The sequence below is a fragment of the Bacteriovorax sp. DB6_IX genome (genome assembly GCF_000447775.1).
Taxonomy (GTDB): Bacteria; Bdellovibrionota; Bacteriovoracia; order Bacteriovoracales; family Bacteriovoracaceae; genus Halobacteriovorax_A.
The window spans coordinates 1-21491 of sequence record NZ_AUNJ01000324.1 but is presented as its reverse complement, the minus strand read 5'-3'; the positions used below and the strand labels follow the sequence as shown (position 1 = coordinate 21491).

Sequence of the window (21491 nt, the reverse complement as noted above, 5' to 3'; positions counted from 1 at the left end):
AGTGTTGATTATGTTCAAAACAGTAACCACCTTTCTTTTCTCTCTCAATCTTCTTATCAAGACTATCTTCATCTAGTTTTAAGATTTCTCTATTCGTTAACAAGATTTGAATATTGTTAAACGTATTATTTAGTAGATAACTTTCGATGAGTTCATTTAATTCTTTCACTAAAAAATCCTCCGTTGATAAGAATAACTCCAATAATTAAAAAAAGAACCCCAAAAATTCTCTCAATATTAATCTCCACTACTGGCATTTCAAAAAGTCCATAATGACTTACGAAAGTTGCCATAATCACTTGGCCAGCAACGATCCCAGCTAGTACTTTTGAAACTCCAAGAATTGGCATTAGCCAGTAGACAAGAGTTAAACCAATAACACTGCACATACTTCCAATAAACCACAAGTGCGTTGGAACTTTTCCACAGCTCTCAGCAGTTGGCAGTGGAACACGGAAGGCCATAATAATGATTCCCATAAAGATAGTGCTCATGAAATAAAGTGCAAGAGAAGAAAGATAAGGGCTTCCAATTTGTTTTGCTAATTGCCCACTTAAGCTACTCTGGATGAGTATGGCGGCACCAGCAAAGAACGATAAGAAAATGAGTAATAAGTTTTTCATGTCCTTATCTTAGAACAATCAAACTTAAGTCTCCTTTACATATGTTGAGAGACGCTATTTTTTTAACGAATTTCTAATTCTGCTCAATTGAGTCGCAGTAATCCCAAGTCGAGATGCAATATGATAAAGAGGTAATCTATCACTAAGTCCCGGATAATTTTCGAGAAAATCTAAGTAACGTTGCTTTGCCTCTCCTCCAATCAAAGATATTTCAAAAGGCTCTTTTTCCATTACCCAATGTTTTTCAAGGTATTTGATATGGTACCACTTGAGATCTTCATACTTATCAAGAAGCCCTCTAAAACCAGAATGGTCAAATTCAATAACAAGGGAGTCTTCCAAGGCCTCAAGACAGATCTCAGATTCAACTTGCTTTAAACTAGCGATAACACTTGCCGGGAACCTTCCCTCTTCAAAGAAGGCCTTATTGACTTCCTTTGAGTGGTCGTGGGAATTTAGCGTGAAGGCACGTATTAATCCTAGATGGAGAAAATAGTACTTCTTTGGTATCTCTCCCATTCTTATGAGTTGCTGATTCTTTTTAAATTCTCTAACAGTAGAAATTGCCTTGAGGGCCTCGAAGCATTGGTCTGATATGGGGTGATAATTATTCATTATCACCCTGAGATGGTCGTAAGCTTTATTCATCATTTATCTATTTAAGCAGTCTGCCTGACAAGTCTGGAAATCCCATCCATCGTCATAACAGGCCCTAAATCCTTTTTTTGCGTCATGATTGCAATAGTACTTATAAGGATTGGCCACTGAATATGTCTCACATTCATTGACTCGCTTTTCAACTTCTTTTCGTAGACATGAAATCGTTTGAAAATCACTATTGTTATGGCACTTTATAATACAAGCATCATCGTCCATATTATAGTAATAATGTAATCCTTTAGAAATTCTCCTCTCTAAATCTCCAATTTCCGTCTCGATTTTATCGAGAATTTCTTCTCTTCTCTTTTCGTTAAACTCGAGTGCAAATATTTCTTGTTGCAGCTCTTCGTATTCAGCAAGAACCTCTTTTCTAGGATCATTCTCCTTTAAAGATTCATCGCTGTGAATATACATATACTTGGATTCCCATTGCTCTGTTGTCATTTTCCCAAGCGCCGAAACATCAACATTACCACTTCCACCAGAATGAGCAGATCTTATTCTATTTCCAACATGTGAAATGGCCTCTCCCCAGTTTGAAGGTTGAAAGCCGTCAGCGAATAACCCTGAAGCCTGAGAATGAATGGAGCCAATAAGCGCAAGAGCTAAGATAAACCTTTTCATGATCGTCCTTTTTTATTTTTAGCTATTTATAAGCAAAAATAATGCCAGACTAAAGATTGAGAAACCAATGAGTTACAAAGAATGTTTTGTTGAGAAATGTCTAATATTTAGACACTGATTTAAGAAATAAGCTAATGGTCAATTGAGGCAAAGTCCTTGAGCTGATGATCAAGGGAGTAACTACAACTTGAAAGCGCAGGATCATTAAAGAAATTATCTCCACCAGAGATTCGACGTTTAAAGTCTTTAACGAGATATTCTATACTTCCCATATGAGCGTCAAGACCCTTTCTTCTATTGATAGCCCTCGTGTTAGTGCGCTTGAAAAATTCAAGCATTTTTTTTATCCCTGGTCCCTTCACCCTTACGACGCTCGATGCCAGTGAATAACGATTCTCATTAACCCCAACAAGGTCTGTCGTGGCACCAGAAATAATGGCCTCCGAATTACAGCCCGTAGCTTTCTTGGTTGGATTAAAGGAAGATTTATCAAGTCCTGTATTAAATTGAATCCCACCAAAATCAAAGCCAGAGAAGACTCCAAGATAGTCATCAATCTTTTCACAATTTCCCGTCAAGATACTTTGAGTTGTACTGATACCGTAGGGAAGCCCTACTGATGTCTCTATTCCTTTATACTCAATTACCGCAATATCCATTTCATTTTCTGATGTTTGAATAAAGACAACTTCACGACCAAGGTCAACACCGAAAGGACCTGCTCCACCACCGGCCTCATACCCAACAGAGAATCCTCTAATATTCTTATCTGTAGATGAAATTGAGTTTAATGACATTTTTGGAATACAACAGGGATTAAAATTCATTTGTCTTATGGCCTTAACAAATTCCTCTTCACTTTGAATTCCACTACTAAGTAGTTTTGAAAAGTTGCATTCTTGAGTTTCTTGCTGAGCACGAATATAGACTTTCTTATCAACCTTATGTCGGGCAACTTTCTTAGGATGTTGATAGGGAACATTACAAAGAAGATCATTTACAATATCTTCATTTGTTCTATTCATGTGATAGATTTGATTAAGCCTGATCGCTCTTTCAAGTGCTTCTTCATCACTTACCTTAAGACCTGAGAGCTCATTCTTCACATAGAGATTTAACCCTTGTGATAGCTCTCTTCCTAACTTGTTAACCTTTTCACTGATTTGGAAACACGGATCTCCAACACAGGCAAAAGCTGACAGGTTTCCTAAAGTAATGAATGTTAAAAATATTTTCTTCAACATCAATACTTCTTATCGGAAGTTTATGGAATCAATGAAGTCTCAATTGTTCCAGGATCACCATCATATGAGCTATAACCATTACCGCCTGCAACGCTCATAACTCCAGTCCAAGAGTTTGTAGGACAACTCATATGAATTCTTCCTCCTCCCCCTCCAGAGCTATTTGCACCTGTATGAGACCCTCCATCTGCTGATAAGTTCGCTGTACCTAAACAGCTTCCTCCTGCATCAATCAAGATTGATCCACCGGCCCCACAACCAAGAGCACTTTTTTCAGCAGGATCACCATTAGCACTAATGGCCCCACTAATATTAATATCGACATCCGCGACAAGTTTGACTCGTCCTCCACCAGATCCACCGTTTCCAGCATTACCGGAACCACCACCAGAACCTTTTTCATTTGGAGAGACTGCCGTTCCGTATGTAGAAGAAGGAGACCTTCCTCCTAGTCCACCATGTGAACCAGCATAGGCGACACTATAACCACCTCCACCATAACCTGTTCCTTTTCCATCACCATTATAGCTACCAGCTAACTCACCTTTTCCATCTGTATTAATAACTCCATTAACAAAGATACTTCCTGTTGTATAAACATCTGGCAGGCCAACATAGATATCTCCATCTAATGTTATATCACCACCAGCGTGAAGTTGTGCTAGCTCTTGAGCTTGAGAATTAATACTAGAGCCAGCTCCAAGGTTAAATGTCCCTGTGAGATTAAAAGAGATGGCTGCAGTAGATCCATAAATATTAAAGTTTGAACTTGTATTTATCGCTACATTTGCTCCGGTAAAATTGTAAGTAGAGCCAAGAGTTTTACTACTCGAAATAGTACATGTCGTGGCAAGTGTTCCCGAGTCACAAATAGTGTCATTAGAGGCTAGAGAGAGATAAAAAGTACCTTCTTCAATTCCATCATCACTATTAATAAAATCGACATGTCCACCATAGTCATAAACTTTACTTGAATCAGTAACATAGAGGGCGATTCTACCAGCTCCACCGGAACCACCATTAGGATAACCACCATTACCTCCATAAGATTCAAGTGTTCCCTCTCCAGTTATCTCACCTGTTGAGATTAAAATAGATCCACCTGAACCAGAAGCCGATCCCTGTGTGGCACTAACTCCACTCAATCCATTAACTTTAACTGCCCCACTAAAAGTAAGCTTATTCGTAATTGTAAGTTTAATGGCTCCACCACCAGCGGCACCCTTATTAGAAGAATTGGATCCACCAGCTGATCCGAAATCAGTTGGGTTTGTTTCACTTCCATAAGTACTACCTCGCCCAGCAGCACTTGTTTGCCCGATTCCACCAAGAGAACCATAACTAGCTCCACCACGACCACCATTGGCCGCACCAGTTGATCCACCAGGACCTTCACCAGCTCTTCTCATACCGCCAGGTTGATGCCCTATTCCAGTTGCATCAATCGTTCCTGCAAGAATCATATTATCACTTGTAAAGTCTGCGATATTTGCCTTGATCTGTGCACCAGCTTGAATATCTGTGTCACCAGCAACATTAATTGTAATTAACTCTCTGTCTACAGCACTTAGAATTGTTCCTGCTGTAAGCGTGAGATTTCCACCGACAGTAATTGTCGCACCACTTGCAATTGATGCTGAAGAAGATAGAGTTAAATCACCACTTGTTGTGATACTACCAATTGTTTTACTTGAAGAAATTGTACATGCAGTAGTTGAATTTCCACTATCACAGTAGGCATCATTAGGAACATTAATATAAACGGTTCCAGGTTTTCCATTCTGTCCACGACGAGACGAACTCGTCCCACCTAAAGCAGACAGGCTTCCTAAGAAATCATAGTCACTCGTTGTGTGGACAGCAATTCGACCACCTCCACCAGAACCACCACCGGTACCTCCGCCATTATTTGCACCTAGTCCTCCGGTAACAGAAGCAGTTCCACTTCCAGTCATTGTTCCAGCACTTAACCAGATTGAGCCACCTGCTCCTCCACCTAAACCACTTGAAGGCCCATCAGATCCATTTGCCGTAATATTACCAGTTAGGGCAAGACCATTAGTCACCGTAATTTTGATGGCACCTCCACCAGAACCACCACGGGTACTATCTAAGTAACCACCACCAGAACCAAAATCAACTGGATTTGTCTCACTTCCATAAGTTGTTGTTCCAGGTGGTTCATCAAGTGCAGACCAACCTCCGGCACCACCATATGCACCACCACCAGATTCAAGATAAGTCTGAGGAGGAGCAGTTCCGGTACCTTCACCACCGAGATGCCCTAACCCATTTGCAGAAATATCTCCTGCTACAGTCATACTATTGGCAAGGAAACTTGAGATATTACCAGTAATTGTTCCTCCGGCCTGTATATCAACGATTCCTGCGACATCAATATTTAAATACTCACGAGAACTAAGAGGCTCAATTGATCCACCAGACTCAATAGTTAAATTTGTATCGATATCTAATAAAGTATTATTTCCAATCATCTTTAAAGCGGATTGAACAATAAGTGTTCCAGGAACATTAATTGCATTCATTATTTTCGCAGTACTAGAAATACAAGTTGTACTCAAAGTTCCAGAGTCACATAGGGAATTAGGATCAATAGAAACGATGGCCGTTCCATTTTGGCCAGCGTTAGTTCCAGAAGTATTCCCATTCGCCGTAATTGTTCCGGTATAATTAAGAGAGTAAGTGTCAATATAAACTCTACCTCCACCACCGGCTCCACCAGCACCACTATAACCACTACCACCATTAGCCGTTACACTTCCACTACCTGTTATAGAATTCGCTATAATCCATACAGAACCTCCGGCTCCACCACCACCTTGGTCGCTTGAACCACCTGAGGCATTTCCACCATTTGCACTGATTGTCCCATTTAAATTAAGTGTATTAGCAACATTAACTTTTAAGGCTCCACCTCCGTGACCCCCTTTATACCTGACGGCTGCTCCACCACCAGACCCCCAAGTCACAGGAGCCGTGTCACTACCATAAGTAGGAGAACCACCTGTACCGGCATCTCCGTCTCCACCTAAACCACCGTGAGCACCACCTCCGGCATCATTATCAGAATCATAGAGTCCAGGAGAAGGGCCTTCACCATTACCTTCTGCAGTACCACCTCTCCAACCGAGAGAATTTGCCGACATCGTTCCCGTTAAAGTAAAGTTCTGAATTGTTGAGTTAACTAAGTTCGCTGTCCATGAACCATTGATAATTAAATCATCTACAACTAAGTTTGAAATATTTCTCTTAGCTTGCATTGTCAGGCTTCCACCTGCCGCAATTGTCATATCCCCAGTCATATTAATTGCCAGGGATGTTTCATTGCCCAGACCAGTTATTCCACCAGTCGCATCAATGATAAGATTCCCCGTACCAGCAATTGAAATATTATCACCAATTGATTTTGTTCCACTAATAGTACAAGTAGTATTTAAATCTCCTGTATCACAAAGTTGATTACTAGAAGTTAGTCCGAGATAGAAGGTACCACCTAGCGCAGGTCTCACTCCACCTCCACCAGAAACTGTTACACTTCCCACAAAACCATATGTATTATTCGTTTGATAGATAGCAATTCTACCACCACTACCTGATCCACCACCATTATTTAACTTATTTCCTGCAACCCCACCATTGGCAGAAATTGTTCCAGAACCAGTTATAGAATTAGTTGCGTTAAGCCAGATCGAGCCACCAGCTCCACCACCACTACCGGTATAATTATTATAATAGTTTCCATTTCCACCATTTGCACTCAACGTACCATTTAGAATCATTGTGTCGGCACTAATTTTAATAGCACCACCACCAGAACCACCATAGACGTATGATGCATTACCACCACCAGAACCAAATGTTACTGGCGCTGTCTTGCTACCATAAGGAGTTGTTCCACCAGAAGAGTCAGCATTTACACCAACAGAGGCATGAGCACCACCACCGGCCCTAGAACTATGACCAATACCAGGAGATGTTCCAGAACCAGTATATGTGTGAAGTCGACCACCAATATACCCTAGTGAAGCAGCAGTTATAGAAGCCCCTGACTGTAGGTCTAAACTTGTAAAATTAGCATCTGTTAAGTTTCCTTTTAATGTTCCTGCAATAACAACATTACCGGCATCAAATGGGTGGATGACTTGTTCATATCTTGTGAGCTGAATGCTTCCCCCCGCAAGAATTGAAATATCACCAGTTGTATTAATACTAAAAGTTGTATTCTTACCTTCGGCGATGAGGCCTCCAGTTCCATCTACAATGAGATTTCCTTTTGTAATTGAAAAGCTATCTCCAAAGCGTTTCACTTTACTGATTGTACATGTTAAGTTGAAATCTCCACTATCACAGATTTGATCAATGGTACTTAGAGCGAGATAGAAAGTTCCCTCATCTGCTGGTCTAACACCAACACCACCAGAAACATCGACTGTTCCATCATAGTCATACTTATTATTTTCAAGGTGTATAGCAATTCGTCCACCACTTCCTGAACCAGCACCATTTCCTAGCTTATTTCCACCGTAGCCACCTTTTGCACTAATGGGACCATTACCCGACAGAGAGTTCTTAGCTGTAATCCAGATAGATCCTCCTGAACCACCACCACTACCTTTGTAGTTGTGTGCATAACTTCCATTTCCGGCATTGGCAGAAATCGATCCATTAACAGTGAGATTATTGACATCAATTCTAACAATACCACCACCGGCTCCACCAACTCTAGAGTTACCGTATCCACCTCCAGAACCATAATCTACCGGACTTTCCTTACTTCCATAAATAACAGTACCACCAGAAGCATCTGAATTAATCCCTACAGAAGCGTGCCCAGCACCACCAGCTCTATCTCCGTGACTTGTTCCTCCAGATTGCCCTAAGCCATGAACTGAAGAACTTGTTCCTCCTGCATATCCCTTAGACGAAGCATTAATAGATCCACCACTTTGAATATCAAGAGTGTCGGCATTAAGTCTTTTCAGGTTACCAACAATACTTCCACCCGACTCTATCGTCATAGACCCACCAACATTAATTGTAATGGCCTCAGTAGAGCTTGTTGTAAGACTTCCCCCACTTTGTAGGACGAGATTTCCAGGGATATTGATTACTGCATTATTTGAAAATGCTTGAACATCATTTATATTACATGTTGTATTGATTGTTCCGCCACCAGTACAAATAGTATCAGAGACAGGGATGATTCCAGAAGCAGTCCCAGTTAAGAGAGAGTTATTCGAAGTAATACTTCCATCAGATATTGATATATTTGCTGTATATGTTGCATCAACATATGCAATTGGTCTTAATACGACTGTACAGCTTTGATTAAGAGCTAAAGTGACTCCGGTACAATTATCTGTAACGATCTCGAAGTTGGAAGAGTCTCCCGTTAGAACTGGCGTTTGTAGCGTACCGGTTGTTGTCGTACAGCCATTTGTTGCCGTTAACGTTACAGATGATCCAGGTGTGACACCATTCGTGATATCCATATTCCTATTTGCCGATGTCGACAATACGATATTGGCATTACTATCATTCAAAGAAACAATAAAAATCTCATCATCAGAAAAACTTCCATCAGTCGCAGAGACTTTAAATTCATAGTCGTCCTTATCACCAACAGATGTTGACCAATCAAGAACACCAGTTGAAGTATTAAATGTTAATCCCGTCAGAGTAGTACAAAGAGTTGTACTTGCAACAGAACCGTCTATCACTGAATCATAATAACAGCTATAAGTTAATGCTAATGGAGTTCCAGAGAAGTCATCTCCACCATCATTAGCGTCAACAGTTGGAATAGATGTCCCGGCCTGAACAATGACAGGAGCAATAGTATCAATTTGAGGATAAACAATTTCTGCAAGATTATATGTTCCACTTCCTCCAGAATTACCAACTCCTCCAGCTGCGACATTAACTGTTCCAGTAAAGCTAGAGCTCGCCGTTACGACTTTAACAGAGACACGTCCACCTCCACCAGAACCACCATTAGAAGCTCCGGCACTTCCACCTGAAGCATTTAATGACCCATTTCCAGAAAAATTATTTGTAGCAACTAACCAAATTGATCCACCGGCACCACCACCACTTGTTTCACTTGAAGCACTAACCCCAGTTCCACCAACAGCAGAAATCGTTCCGTTGTTTATAATAGAATCAGCAGTGATTTTAATGGCACCACCACCTGCACCGGCCAGTCTATTAATATTGTTATAGCAGGCACCTCCACCACCAGAACCAAAAGTGACAGGCTCTGTAGTAGATCCATATGTTGTTGTTCCACCTGAAACTGTACCATTTCCACCAATTCCACCGTGTGCTCCACCACCGCCACCAACACTTGTTCCGTATTGGTATAAACCAGGTGAATCACCACCACCGGCCATACAACCTTCACCTCTTTCAAAACCAAGTTCATCAGCAGAGATGAGTCCACCAGTTTTGATATCAACAGTAGTGGCAGAAATATTTGAAAAATTTCCTCTAATCACAGAGCTATTTTCAACAGTTAGAGTTCCACCAACTGATATTGAAGTCTTAAGCTCAGGAACTTCATACTTGATTTGACCACCAGAACTAATTAAGAGGTCACCTGTAGTATTAATTGATCCACTAGTATCAGACCCATGAATAATTAATTGCCCTGTCCCAGAAATAGTTAAATTATTAAAATTAAAAGTTGTCGTTGAAGCAACATTCTTAACTGTCGAAATCGTACAAGTTGTCGCATAATCTCCTGAATCACAAATTTCAGCAGTCCCCATATTTTGATAGAATGTTCCTGTTCCACCATTAATCTTATTGCTTCCTCCAAGGACATTTATTGAACCTGAGAAAGAGTGAGTTCCACTTTCTTGATAGAAGGCTAAACGTCCACCAGAGCCCGAACCACCTTTATTATATGTGTGACCAGACTCTCCACCCTTAACAGTAATTGTTCCTGTCCCAGAAAAAGAATTATCAACTTGAATCCAGATTGAACCACCTGCTCCACCACCACCGGCTTCATTAGACCCGGCGTAACCATTATTACCAGCGGCATTGATAGTCCCATCGACGATTAAACTTGTTACATCAATTTTAACAGCACCAGCTCCAGAACCACCATTTCTATCAGTTCCATAACTATTACCACCTGCACCTGATCCAAAATCTACGGGAGACGTTAAAGACCCATAAATTGTTGAACCACCCACAGCAGTTCCTTGACCATCACCACCAGTTCCAGCGTGACCGGCACCACCACCACCGCCATTATTTCCAAGAGCTCCCCCCGTACCAGGAGAAGGTCCATTTCCGTTTCCACCAGCAGTACTTCCAGCATACCCAAGATTTGTCACATTGATTTCACCACCAGATTGAATATCTAATGTACTTGCCGATAGCATCGACAAGTTTGCTGAAATACTTCCACCTGATTCGATTGTTAGGTTTCCGACAACATCAATATCAATAGCTTCTGTTCTAGCGGTACTTAATATACCTCCAGACTGAATAACTAAGTTCCCTGGGATATATATTGTAGAGTTATTTGCAAATACCTGAGCGTCATTTACATAACAAGTTGTATTCACCATACCACCACCAGAACATACAAGAGATGTTCCAGCAGAGTTACCAAATGAGGTTGTAAACGTTACGGAAGTATTTTCAACTTCAGCATCTGAATTATTTATATAACAGATTGTCAGTGAATACTGAGTTGAAGATTTTAGTCCATATATATTCTGTGTAACATTTGTATTTGAAAAGTCTGACCCACTACTACAATTTGACGGCGCAGTGGCACCCTCAGCAATGGCCCACTTAAATGTCTTCAGATCAGTAGTACTTGTCACAGCATAAGATATATCGACATCATACGAACGAATTGTATCGGCTGCCAGTGAATGAATTAGATTCACACGATTAAAGTTTCGGCTAACCTGGGTAGCCACATTTTGTGCGGCATCTGTTTGATTAATATTAACAGTGACACTTCCCGTTGCCTGAGCACTAAAATCAAAGCTATCACTCCATGTTCCACCAGAACATGTCACACTCTTAGTCACAACATCACCGCTAATCACAACGCTTCCATCCTCAGAACATGTTCCAGCTAAAGTCCCTGTTGATGAGACAGCAGCATTCGCAGCCGTTGTAAATGCAATGACAGGAGCGACAGTGTCTATTGTTATAGAAGCACTTGAAGATCCTGTATTTATAAGATCTCCTGGTCCAGCTACCCAGATATAAAGAGATCGGCTTCCCTCTCCAGCAGTAAAAGTATGAGTTGTTGGTCTTGACGTTGTCCAAGCAGATCCTGCACATGTCGAAGTATTTGCTGGTTGAGTATTTTGTGTTTCAGATAAACACCATTTAGAAGCATTACTATCATTTCCTATAACCACATCAACAGTTAGTGAATTACTTACTGTTGTTGATCCACTTGACTGATCATCGAGGCTAATTGTTGCATCAGGCATAGTTGCATTCTTAGTCCACGTTCGACTCACTTGGGTTGCAGAGTTCCCCGCAATATCTTTATGATCAATATCAATTGTGACTGAACCATTGGCAACTGCGGACATATCAGAAGTGTAACTCCAAACCCCTCCCACATTACATGTCGTATTAGCAGTAATAGCATTTGAGAACTCAATATTTGTTCCAACCGCAGAACATGTTCCAGACAATGTAAAACTGTCATGGTTGGTTAAATCAATAACAGTAGCAGCACTTGGTGCTGAGATCGCTAAGCTTGGAGCGACTGTATCTAGTTCAATTGAAGCACTAATTGCTGTAGAACTCATATTATCGTCATTATCTGCAATCCAAAGATAGACTGTTTTAACTCCATCACCAGCACTTATCGTAAATGTTGTAGGCTTAACTGTGAGCCAGTTCCCTCCACCACATGTTCCGGCACCAGTCCCGAGAGGTTGAGTAGCCTGAGATTCTGAAACACACCATTTTGTTGCATTGGCATCGGCACCAATTGAGAGATTTATATTTTGGTCTAAAGCATAACCAGTGTTTGCCGGAGCATCATCATTTAAACTTAGAGTTGGATTTCCAATATCAACACTCATGTCGACAGAGACAGTTTTCTGAGTGGCCGTATTACCAGCAGCATCGATATGATCAAAAGTGAGATTAACTGTGGCTTGAGCCAAGTGAGCAGTGAAGTCTAAATTTGTACTAAATGATCCCGCTGTACAACTTGGAGTTTGAGTATCACTCCCATTAGATACAGTTACAACTTGAGTATCGTCACTACATGTCCCTGATACACTAAAACTCTTATAAGTTCCGTACAAGATATCATCTCCACTAGCAGGAGTTGAGATAGCGACTGTTGGTAATGAAGTATCAAGAGTAATAGTTGTTGAGGCAGAATTTTGAGAAATAATATCATTGGCATCTGCCGTCCACAAATAAAGAGTCTTTGTACCATCACCACCTGATAGTATAGTCGTTGTTGGCTCACTCGTAACCCATGCACTCCCCGAACACATTGAAGTACTCATTGGTCGAGAACTCTGAGACTCAGAAAGACACCACTTCGTAGCACTTGCATCATCAACAATCGTAAGCGTATCAACCGATGTCGACTTTGCGTAACCAGCATTTGCACTTGAATCTGAAGCTGCTAAGCTTGTAGGGTCCGCAGAATATACAGATTTCGTGATAGTGATAGGAAGTGAAGTCGCTGCATTTTCCGCAGTATCACTCAAGTTTGCCGTAATATTAATTGTTCCATTTAAAAATGAACTCAAATCTTCAACAGTGCTCCAGCTACCACCTGAACAGGCAATATTTTTTACAATATCACCACTAAGCTTAACAGGCTGTCCATTTTCACTACAGCTTCCTTGAATTGTAAAAGCAGTATGATTGGCCATAGTCGCAGTATGTGTTGCAGAAGTGTCACTTAGAGTTGGATTAACTGTGTCTAAAGAAATTGAATCTTGAGCTGCTGTTGGATTTATCGTATCACCAGAGTCCGCAACCCAAACATAGAGAGAGCGACTTCCCTCTCCTGCACTAAAATTCCAAGAAGTTGGTTTGACTGAAACCCATGAACTTCCAGCACAAGTTGATGTATTCGCAGGCTGTGCTGACTGAGTTTCAGAGACACACCATTTTGCAACTGTTGCATCATTAACAATATCAAGATTTACATTAGTTGAGTTTGTAAATGCTGAACTACTACTCGATTGATCTTTTATAGAAAGTGCTGGATCACTTGTCACAACACTTTTTGTAAAAGAACGAGTCTCAGTTCCACTATTTCCCGCTTCATCAATATGAGTGATATCAACAGACACAGCGCCATTTGCCGCTGAGGTGTAATCAATATCAAAAGAATAAGTTCCCCCAGAACATGTTGTCGTTCCAGCATCACCACCAGTTGCGCTATACTGAACTGTTGTAATGTCCTCACTACAAGTTCCAGAAACAGTGAAGTTATTAAAGTTCCCTGCATTCACAGTTGAACCAGAAGAAGGCGAAGTGATGGCCACAACTGGAGCTGTTGAATCAAGAGTTACTGTATCTGTTATCGGTGTTTGAGAAACAACACCGTCGGCATCGGCCGTCCACACATAGACAGTCTTTGTCCCATCTCCGCTTGAGACATCGTAGGTCGAAGGAATTGATGTGTGCCAACCATTATCTGGTCCAGAACCTCCAACACATTCTTCTAACGACGAAACAGGTTTACTAACCTGTGTCTCACTTATACAAATTTTGGCCGGAGCGCTTCCTCCAGAGAGGGTGATATCCACAGTCTGTGTATTGGTGGAGCCATCCGCCGAGCCACTATGACTGAGATTAAAATTTGTAGGAGGAGTTGGTGCCGTATCATTAGCTGAGATTGTTATAGCATAATCTTTATTTGCCGTGTCGATTGGAATATTTAATCCATTGGCCTCGACATTGACGACTTCTATATTGAGTACTTCTACCCCTTCAGTTTCATAGTCATTTTGAATTGGTACCGACCAATTATATGAAGTTTGACCTGCTGGGATTGTAAATGAGTTTGAAGTAAGGCCGTGGTCTGCGCTAAAAGCTGAGCCTGAAATAGAAAAGTCTACCACCGTATCATAAGCAACAGGATGATCTAAAGTTGCATTGATTATATGTGAGCCAACAGCTTCTGATACTGTCGCTGAATTTGTCGTAAAATGAAATTGAGGTGCTGCTTCATTATCTGCAACACTGAATGTATGAGACTTTTCTTCTGAGCCACTTGAGACGACAATTTCGTAGTTTTGAGTTCCCTCGTAAATAGAGTCATCTGTTGATTGAATATTAATCGTTACTGAACTCTCCCCTTTCGCCACTGATACCTGCCCAGTGTTCGCAGAGAAGTTTGAGCTTGGGTTGAGTCCCTTTATCTCCCAGTTTAAAGTCGTATCCGATGAAACTTCACCGCTTAAAGATATCGTAAACTGCTTCGATGAGCCTTCTGTCATATCGGCACCATCAACAGTCGAAATCCCAACCGCTTCAAAACTAAGATCTTTAAGGTCGAACCCAATCTCTGAGTTACAACCAAGCAAACCAATTAATAAAGAAAGTAAAAGTATCGCTTTTTGCATCCCTTCCAAAAAGACATCCTCCATACAGCATTTATTTATTGTTCGGTTAACTTTAATTTAAAATTAGATAGATACAGGGCCAGACTTTAGCCAGACGCAACTCGCATACACCAATAAAAGACAAAATTCATTAACATTTGAGCCTCAATGCCCTTAATTTATTAGGAGAATTTATAGAGAAAAGTTGAAAGCGATCGTATGCAATCAGTTTACATAAAACCCAATAGGAAAAATTGTTCAATAAGAGTTATTCTAAAAATGCCAAAGATTGTTAACAATCCTTAAGATAGTACTCCATTCCCTTGTAATCTTCCTGCTCTTTATAATAACCAAGAATTTTCCCAAGACAGCTAAAACTATTTACGCCGGAACTAAATTCGATGTCATCGGGAGTAAATTGTGATGGGTGTTCGTATCCTGCGGCATGGGCAATCTGAAGAAGCTCTTTTCTATAATGATAGATATAATTCTTAAAGTTCTTGGCCTTCTTATCAATATCAACACCTGCCTCTAGCCACTTATTCTGAGTCGCTATTCCTGCTGGACAATGGCCAGTGTGACATTTCTGAGCCTGAATACAGCCAATACTCAGCATGGCCTCTCTGGCAATATGGACAATATCACAACCCATAGTAAGCGCCACAATAGTTCTATCAGGAAAGCCTAATTTTCCTGAACCGATCCAAACAATGTCTCTTGCAATTCCAACTTCTTGAAAGATTTTATAGACTCGCGAAAAACCTACTTTAAAAGGCAGTGAAACGTGATCTGAAAAAGTTAGTGGAGCGGCTCCAGTTCCACCTTCTCCACCATCAACTGTTATAAAGTCAGGACCTTCATTTCTCTCTTTCATTAAATTAGCAAGCTCTATCCAAAAAGCTTCCTGCCCTATTGCCGCTTTTATTCCAACCGGCAGCCCTGTGCTCTGTGCGACTCTTTCGACAAAATCAATTAACTCCGAAGCATTAGTGAACTCTTTATGAGAATTTGGCGAGATACAATCCTTTCCAAGCGGGATTCCTCGAATTCGTGAAATTTCTGCTGTCACTTTAGTTCCAGGAAGTATCCCACCTTTTCCAGGCTTTGCTCCTTGAGAAAGTTTTATCTCAATAGCTTTAATATTCGGGTTCTTATCTGTCTTAGACTTTAAGATATCAAGAGAGAAATTTCCTTCGTGATCACGGCAACCAAAGTAACCTGTTCCTATTTGCCACATCACATCTCCCCCAAGAAGGTGATAATCACTTACTCCCCCCTCTCCAGAATTGTGGTAGCACCCGGCCAGAGCTGCACCTTTATTCAGAGCACTAATAGCTCTCATTCCTAACGAGCCATAGGACATCCCAGAAATATTAATAATTGATCTTGGACGAAATTTCTTTTTACGATCATGTCTCTCACCCATTACTTTTAAACAGGGAATAGCCGTTGGGTCTTCTTTCAGCTTAAAGGCCTTTTCATCAGCTAGAGGAATTCCAGCATTCTTAATTATGGGATATCCAATATTATAAATAAGTTCACTAGTACCAAAGCCAAAAGTATTATTACCATCATTGGCCGAAGCATATATCCACTCTCGTTCAGAACGATTAAAGGGCTGTTCTTCTTTATCATTAGCAACCCAATACTGACGCATCTCGGGCCCAACCATTGTTAGTAAGTAGCGAAGGTGACCAACGATAGGAAAGTTATGAAGAATGGCGTATTTCTTTTGGATGAAGACATCATGAATAAATAGTAAAACAAGAACTAGTAAAATGATGGCACCGCCACCAAGGTAAGGATTTTCACTAATCCAATTCCATAGGCCCATTCTAATCTCCATGTTGAGTATGGGGGTATTTTAAACCAAAAGGTTATCGCTGTTCATAAAATATATTGAGGAGATCTTCACACTCGACGGAAAATCAATAACTTAACGCAAACCTAATTCATTTTCTTGTCAAAATTGAATTTTCTTTGCTATAACTTATTGATTATCAAACTAGCGAAAAAGGAATGCGACAATGGTTAGCAGCTTAATGATTTTTCACGCTGTAATTTCAGTTCTACTTATTATCTCTGTACTTGCTCAATTCGGTAAAGGAGCTGAGGCAGGTCTACTTGGTGGTGGCGCAAGTGAAGCAGTATTCACAGGTGCACAACAAGGAAATATTCTACAAAAAGTAACAATCGTTCTTTCAATTCTTTTCATTGGAAACTGTCTTCTACTAGCGAAGATCCAATCGGGGAAAGAATCTAAGTCTCTTCTTCAAGGAGAAACTCCAGTTGCAGCTCCACTTAATAGTGACCAGCCAAAAGCAATGGGAACTCCAGTTGAAGCTAAGAAACCAGAGGCTCCAAAAGCTCAATAATTTTGAAATACAGTTTATGATAACAAAGGCCTCCTTCTCGGAGGCTTTTTTTTTACTAAAAATAGATTCTGTAATTTAGGCCTATTTCAAATACTGATTCATCTCCAACTAAATTCTCTAGCCTTAGGCCAATTCCATTCTTCGATTTAAGATAATAAAAGAGCGAGCTTTTAAAGCTATGTAAAAGATTTGAATGTCGTCTCCTTAACTCATAATCATTCACCAGTACCAAACTTGAGAAAATATTCTTCATCCCAAAATTTAACTTTGGTATTAAGTGACTCCCCTCTTGATGAATTCTATTTTCGAGACTTAGAAAACCGTAAACAAATTGTCGCCCCATAAAGAATGTTAATCCCAGACCTGGCTCAAACAAGAAGTTTCGATGCTTAAGAATCACTCTTTCTCCATCATAGAGGGCTTTAATTTTCCAACTAAACTTTGGTAGCTCTCTAACAAATGGGGCATGAGAATTTATTTCAACAAGTCTAATTCTATCAATTTGAACTTGCTTATCGAAGCTCAACTTCAAACCGAGATAATCAATATAAGAATAGTCATCATGACCAAGAGGATTATCAGCTCTTCCGTGATACCCGAGATGAATATCTAAGGAACTCGCAAGTCTCCCCTTTCTAGAAAGTGCCTGTATTGTCAGTTTATTTGGATCATGAAATTGACTAGGGTCTTGGTCTTTAATTTCATTCGACTTAAGTTCAAAGGAGCTTTTTTGATCTAATTGAGCTCTAAGAGCAAATGTCTTATTCATTAGCTGTGCTTCTGTTTTAGATAGCTGCGTATTCTTATCGTAGTTCTCATGTTTCCAAAAGTCGATGAGTGCATCTAAAACTTCAACCGACTGAACCTTACTCAAGGTGGCCAGATCAGTCTTGGCCTTTCTAAAATCACTTCTTTCTTTAGAGCTCATACGACTAATTCTCTTTCTTAGTACTTTATTAATACTTTGAAATTGCTTAACGTCTGAGACTCCTTGTGACTGATCCATCCATTTTAATGTTTCAATTGGATGCGCAAAGAGATATTTCTTATGAGTCGTTATATGCCAATTCGGCTTAATCGCTTCTATCATTCTTAATATGTAGTATGAACAATTCTCATCAAAGAAATAGTATGGAAATCCTGTATTTCTTGAGACTTCCCACATGTGCTTGATAAGATATTCCGTTTCAAATTTATCTAAAGGAAGTCGGTACTCCCAGAGGTCTCGGTCCTCAGCATTTTGGTAAAGTCCCACTTGCATATAAAAAGGTTTAATATCAAAGAAGCCAAGATATTGCCCTGTAATTCCCTTAATAGAATACATTAAACTACTATCTCTAGGATCAGTAATGGCCATAAAGCCAACACTATAATCTAGAAGGGCATCACTTCTTTCTCTTCCCCCTTGTGACAATCGTAGAAATGAGTGACCAAACATTGAAGCTGGATTAGAAACATAACTACTAGCATAAACGAGAAAAACCTCTTGGGCATTTATCTCATTCTTCCATTCATCAAATTCGGGACAGTGAATTTCTTCTTTATTAAGTAATTTAAATCTCTTTTTCAGATAATCAAATCGTGCAGGAAAAGCACATTGAAAAGGTTTCTTTAGCTTTCCAACAAGAAGTTCTTTTTCAATCGCCTCTAACGAAGCCTCAATTTCAGCATGGGGATTTCTTCGTCCCTCTTTTGAGACAAAGAAAAAGTCGTGAGAGGCCTTATTCTCATAAGTATCTCCACTTTTTTCGTAGTAGAGCAAACGCAACCATGCCTCATCTACTGCAAGTAGTAGACAAGGCATGTATAAAATAATGATGAGATATTTAATTAAGAAAGAGAGCAAGACTTAACAAGAACAGGGTCTGTCAAAATAACCTTATATGTTTCAAGAAGAACTTCTTCGTTATTAACCTGATCTTTAAAAACCTTATCAAACTTACCTTTCATCTTCTGAGAAAAGTATTTGTAATCTTGAGATTGGCAACCAATCGTCTTTGCGTATGCCGTTAAGAAATCACCATTCCCCTTGGCCATATCACCTTTGAGCTCAAAATAGTTTTGAGTTACAAAGTAAAGACTCTTCTTCTCTGTTTTAACAATGCTATGCTTTGAACAATTAGATGTACCAAAAGTCATACCAAGAGTTACGAATGGAAAGAGAATACCATTTGTCGTTACACGAAGAGCAGAAGAAACAAGAGAGTTTTTCTTCATAATAAACCAACCTGGTCCACATCCAGATGAACCATCTTTTGCAAATGTAGAAAGAGAAAATAGTGTAACAAGAGCTAAAATTAGTGAGCGCATAAATCCTCCTTGATGCAGACTCCATAGATATTGTACATGCTTAAACAAATACAACTAGTAGGAATTAATAAAAGAACCTGAGTGTTTTAGACGTATTAATGAGGTAAGTATTAGAGACTTGGTGTTCCCATACAGTCGAGTCCAGAGCCATTACTATAGATACCTGGAAAGTGAATATTTTCAGTTTGAAAACCAAATTACTTTAAGAGTCTCAACCCAGTAAGTCTGTAGTCCCTGAGCATCATTTGCCCTATTTGTTATAAAGAATGGTCTCCCCTTTGGATTAATGCCAGAAACTCCATTGAAGAAGTTAATTAACTCTTGCGATGTTTCTACACCATGAATATTTTTAAAGAACTGAAAGAAGCGGCCAGCGACCTTATGGACCTTAAACCTTGGCCTTAAATACTCTGTTAAAAAATCAATCTTCTTTTGATAACGTTCTCTATTCCACTGATACCTATCCAGTTCAGCATAGGATTTGATATTCTTTAAGATATTTGAGTTTTTGTCTAAGTACTTTTGTGCCACCTCAAGATGAAGAGAAGGATCATCAATAAGAAGCACTCCATTTGGCAGCGCCTTAATGAAAAGGTCCAGGTGCTCTCCTCCTAATTGACTCGGAATAATAAAGATATTCGAGGTTTTAATTTTTAACTCATCGGCAATAAACCTCTTCGTGCTTTCAACAGAAGCATCTTTATCAATAAGATCTTTATGAGCATTATTAAGATCTTTCAATCGACTTTCATTGAGAAGAATATAGTCTTCACCATTTTCAAACTTACCCGTTATAGTGGCCCCACCTTCTAAGAAGGTAAGTTCTAATTTTTCGACTTTCATTTTATAGGGAGGAAAGTCACTACCGCTAACTCTCGTTAGCTCACCATAACTTCCATAACTTTCAAATACTCCCATCGTCACATCATTGAAATAATCCGCATTCGCTGGTAAATTGGCCATCTCAACAAATTCTCCACGTTGATTTGTGAAGAGTATATCCTGCATCCAAGCATAGTTATTAAAAACGATAGGCTCAACGCCTTCTGCTCTAAAGGCACTTTCAATATCATGAAGAATATCAGATGGGATTTTAGGTCCAGAAGTTCCACCTGAGTAGAACCACTTATTTAATGGAAGAGAGCCATCTTCAGGATATAGAGGACTACTCAGTCCAAAAGAGGAAGAGTAAATAATGGCAAGAATCAAACTCTTAAAGAATTTCCTCATTGAATATCCACCACATATAAATCACGGTAGTTCTGAATATTCATATTATAGAGTGGTATATAGAGGATTCCATCTTGAACACGAGCTGTTCTGTCTGTTTCATCATAATCTCTAAACATTACTTTCTAATTTTTTTGGTTAGACTTATTAATAGTCTTTATAATTAATTCAGAAAATAGCCCAGGTGTATTTCTGAGTTCCTCAAAGAATGGAATATAATCGTGATCTTTAACCTCTTCATAAGGATTTAAAGGCATTCTAATTGACCGAGGAAAATCAATCACGACACCTTCAATGCTTTCTTGAACTTCATTCTGAACAGTCGTTTCCACATATTTTTCAAAACCTATAAGGTACTTTTGGAACTCTACAAACTCAGAAATTTTCTCTGTGTAAAGCTCTGGGTTCGCGTCAGTTTCAAAACCAAGATAGATTCCCTTTTCTCCTATTTCTATCGATGAATAATATGTTCCAAATTGAACATGAATATTCAGAGGAGTCTCTGGGAAGTGCTCTTTAAGTTCTTTATAAAACTTCCACCAAGAGTAGTTATTAAACTTCTCCATCATATCAAGATAACTAACTTGGAAGAAGTAACCACCGTTTTGAAATGGTCCATAGAAATAACTTAAGGCGTGGAGGTCAAAGTCTCTAGTTAAAGTCATATTTACTGTCTTATGCTTTTTAGAGAACTCCAAAATATGCTCAGCACCAATTACAGGATTGATAAATATCTGTCCTCGTGACTTCTTAAAAACGATATTTCGATTTAAAACGATACTTTCTATTTCTAGCTCGAGACCGTCCGAGATCTTCCTTAACTCTTCCATA

Annotated in this window: 13 protein-coding genes; 1 reads left to right on the top strand and 12 read right to left on the bottom strand. The window is 39.7% G+C overall.

Annotated elements, in window-relative coordinates:
- From M901_RS18415 to M901_RS09895, 7 genes are all read right to left on the bottom strand, one after another.
- Positions 1 to 169 (bottom strand): arylamine N-acetyltransferase (locus tag M901_RS18415; RefSeq protein WP_021278065.1); only part of this gene is annotated, 169 nt, incomplete at its 3' end.
- The gene (locus M901_RS09920) at positions 153 to 623 is read right to left on the bottom strand and encodes a DMT family transporter (RefSeq protein WP_021278067.1); all 471 of its coding nucleotides are present in this window, start codon (positions 621 to 623) and stop codon (positions 153 to 155) included. The genes M901_RS18415 and M901_RS09920, both read right to left, overlap by 17 nt.
- 54 nt (positions 624 to 677) lie before the next feature.
- The gene (locus M901_RS09915; protein ID WP_198295385.1) at positions 678 to 1274 is read right to left on the bottom strand and encodes a Crp/Fnr family transcriptional regulator; all 597 of its coding nucleotides are present in this window, start codon (positions 1272 to 1274) and stop codon (positions 678 to 680) included.
- Complete coding sequence (locus tag M901_RS09910) at positions 1275 to 1907, bottom strand: hypothetical protein (protein WP_021278060.1); 633 nt, start codon at positions 1905 to 1907, stop codon at positions 1275 to 1277.
- Positions 1908 to 2038: 131 nt separating this feature from the next.
- Positions 2039 to 3151, bottom strand: coding sequence for a hypothetical protein (locus M901_RS09905; protein WP_021278063.1), 1113 nt, complete (start codon positions 3149 to 3151; stop codon positions 2039 to 2041).
- Between the two features lie 20 nt (positions 3152 to 3171).
- Entirely contained in the window at positions 3172 to 14766 is an 11595-nt protein-coding gene (locus M901_RS09900; RefSeq protein ID WP_157679945.1) for an S-layer family protein, read from the bottom strand.
- A gap of 271 nt (positions 14767 to 15037) precedes the next feature.
- Positions 15038 to 16579 carry an FMN-binding glutamate synthase family protein gene (locus tag M901_RS09895; protein WP_021278066.1) on the bottom strand — a complete coding sequence of 514 codons (1542 nt, stop codon included), beginning with the start codon at positions 16577 to 16579 and terminating at the stop codon, positions 15038 to 15040.
- A gap of 193 nt (positions 16580 to 16772) precedes the next feature.
- Between M901_RS09895 and secG the strand changes: the two genes are divergently transcribed.
- Positions 16773 to 17120 (top strand): preprotein translocase subunit SecG, encoded by a 348-nt coding sequence (secG, locus tag M901_RS16530; RefSeq protein WP_053335852.1) that lies wholly within the window; start codon positions 16773 to 16775, stop codon positions 17118 to 17120.
- A 55-nt stretch (positions 17121 to 17175) separates the two neighbouring features.
- Here the strand turns inward: secG and M901_RS09885 are convergent, their stop codons facing one another.
- The 5 genes from M901_RS09885 to M901_RS09870 form a co-directional block, all read right to left on the bottom strand.
- Complete coding sequence (locus tag M901_RS09885; protein ID WP_198295384.1) at positions 17176 to 18924, bottom strand: DUF4105 domain-containing protein; 1749 nt, start codon at positions 18922 to 18924, stop codon at positions 17176 to 17178.
- Between the two features lie 26 nt (positions 18925 to 18950).
- A complete protein-coding gene (locus tag M901_RS16525; RefSeq protein WP_021278064.1) occupies positions 18951 to 19430 on the bottom strand; it encodes a DUF3015 family protein in 480 nt (159 codons plus the stop codon).
- Between the two features lie 180 nt (positions 19431 to 19610).
- Complete coding sequence (locus tag M901_RS09875) at positions 19611 to 20660, bottom strand: hypothetical protein (RefSeq protein WP_021278061.1); 1050 nt, start codon at positions 20658 to 20660, stop codon at positions 19611 to 19613.
- Complete coding sequence (locus tag M901_RS18225; protein ID WP_255345240.1) at positions 20657 to 20779, bottom strand: hypothetical protein; 123 nt, start codon at positions 20777 to 20779, stop codon at positions 20657 to 20659. Before M901_RS18225 ends, M901_RS09875 begins: the two co-directional genes overlap by 4 nt.
- 6 nt (positions 20780 to 20785) lie before the next feature.
- Positions 20786 to 21491: hypothetical protein (locus tag M901_RS09870; protein ID WP_021278058.1), on the bottom strand; the 706-nt coding region annotated here is incomplete at its 5' end.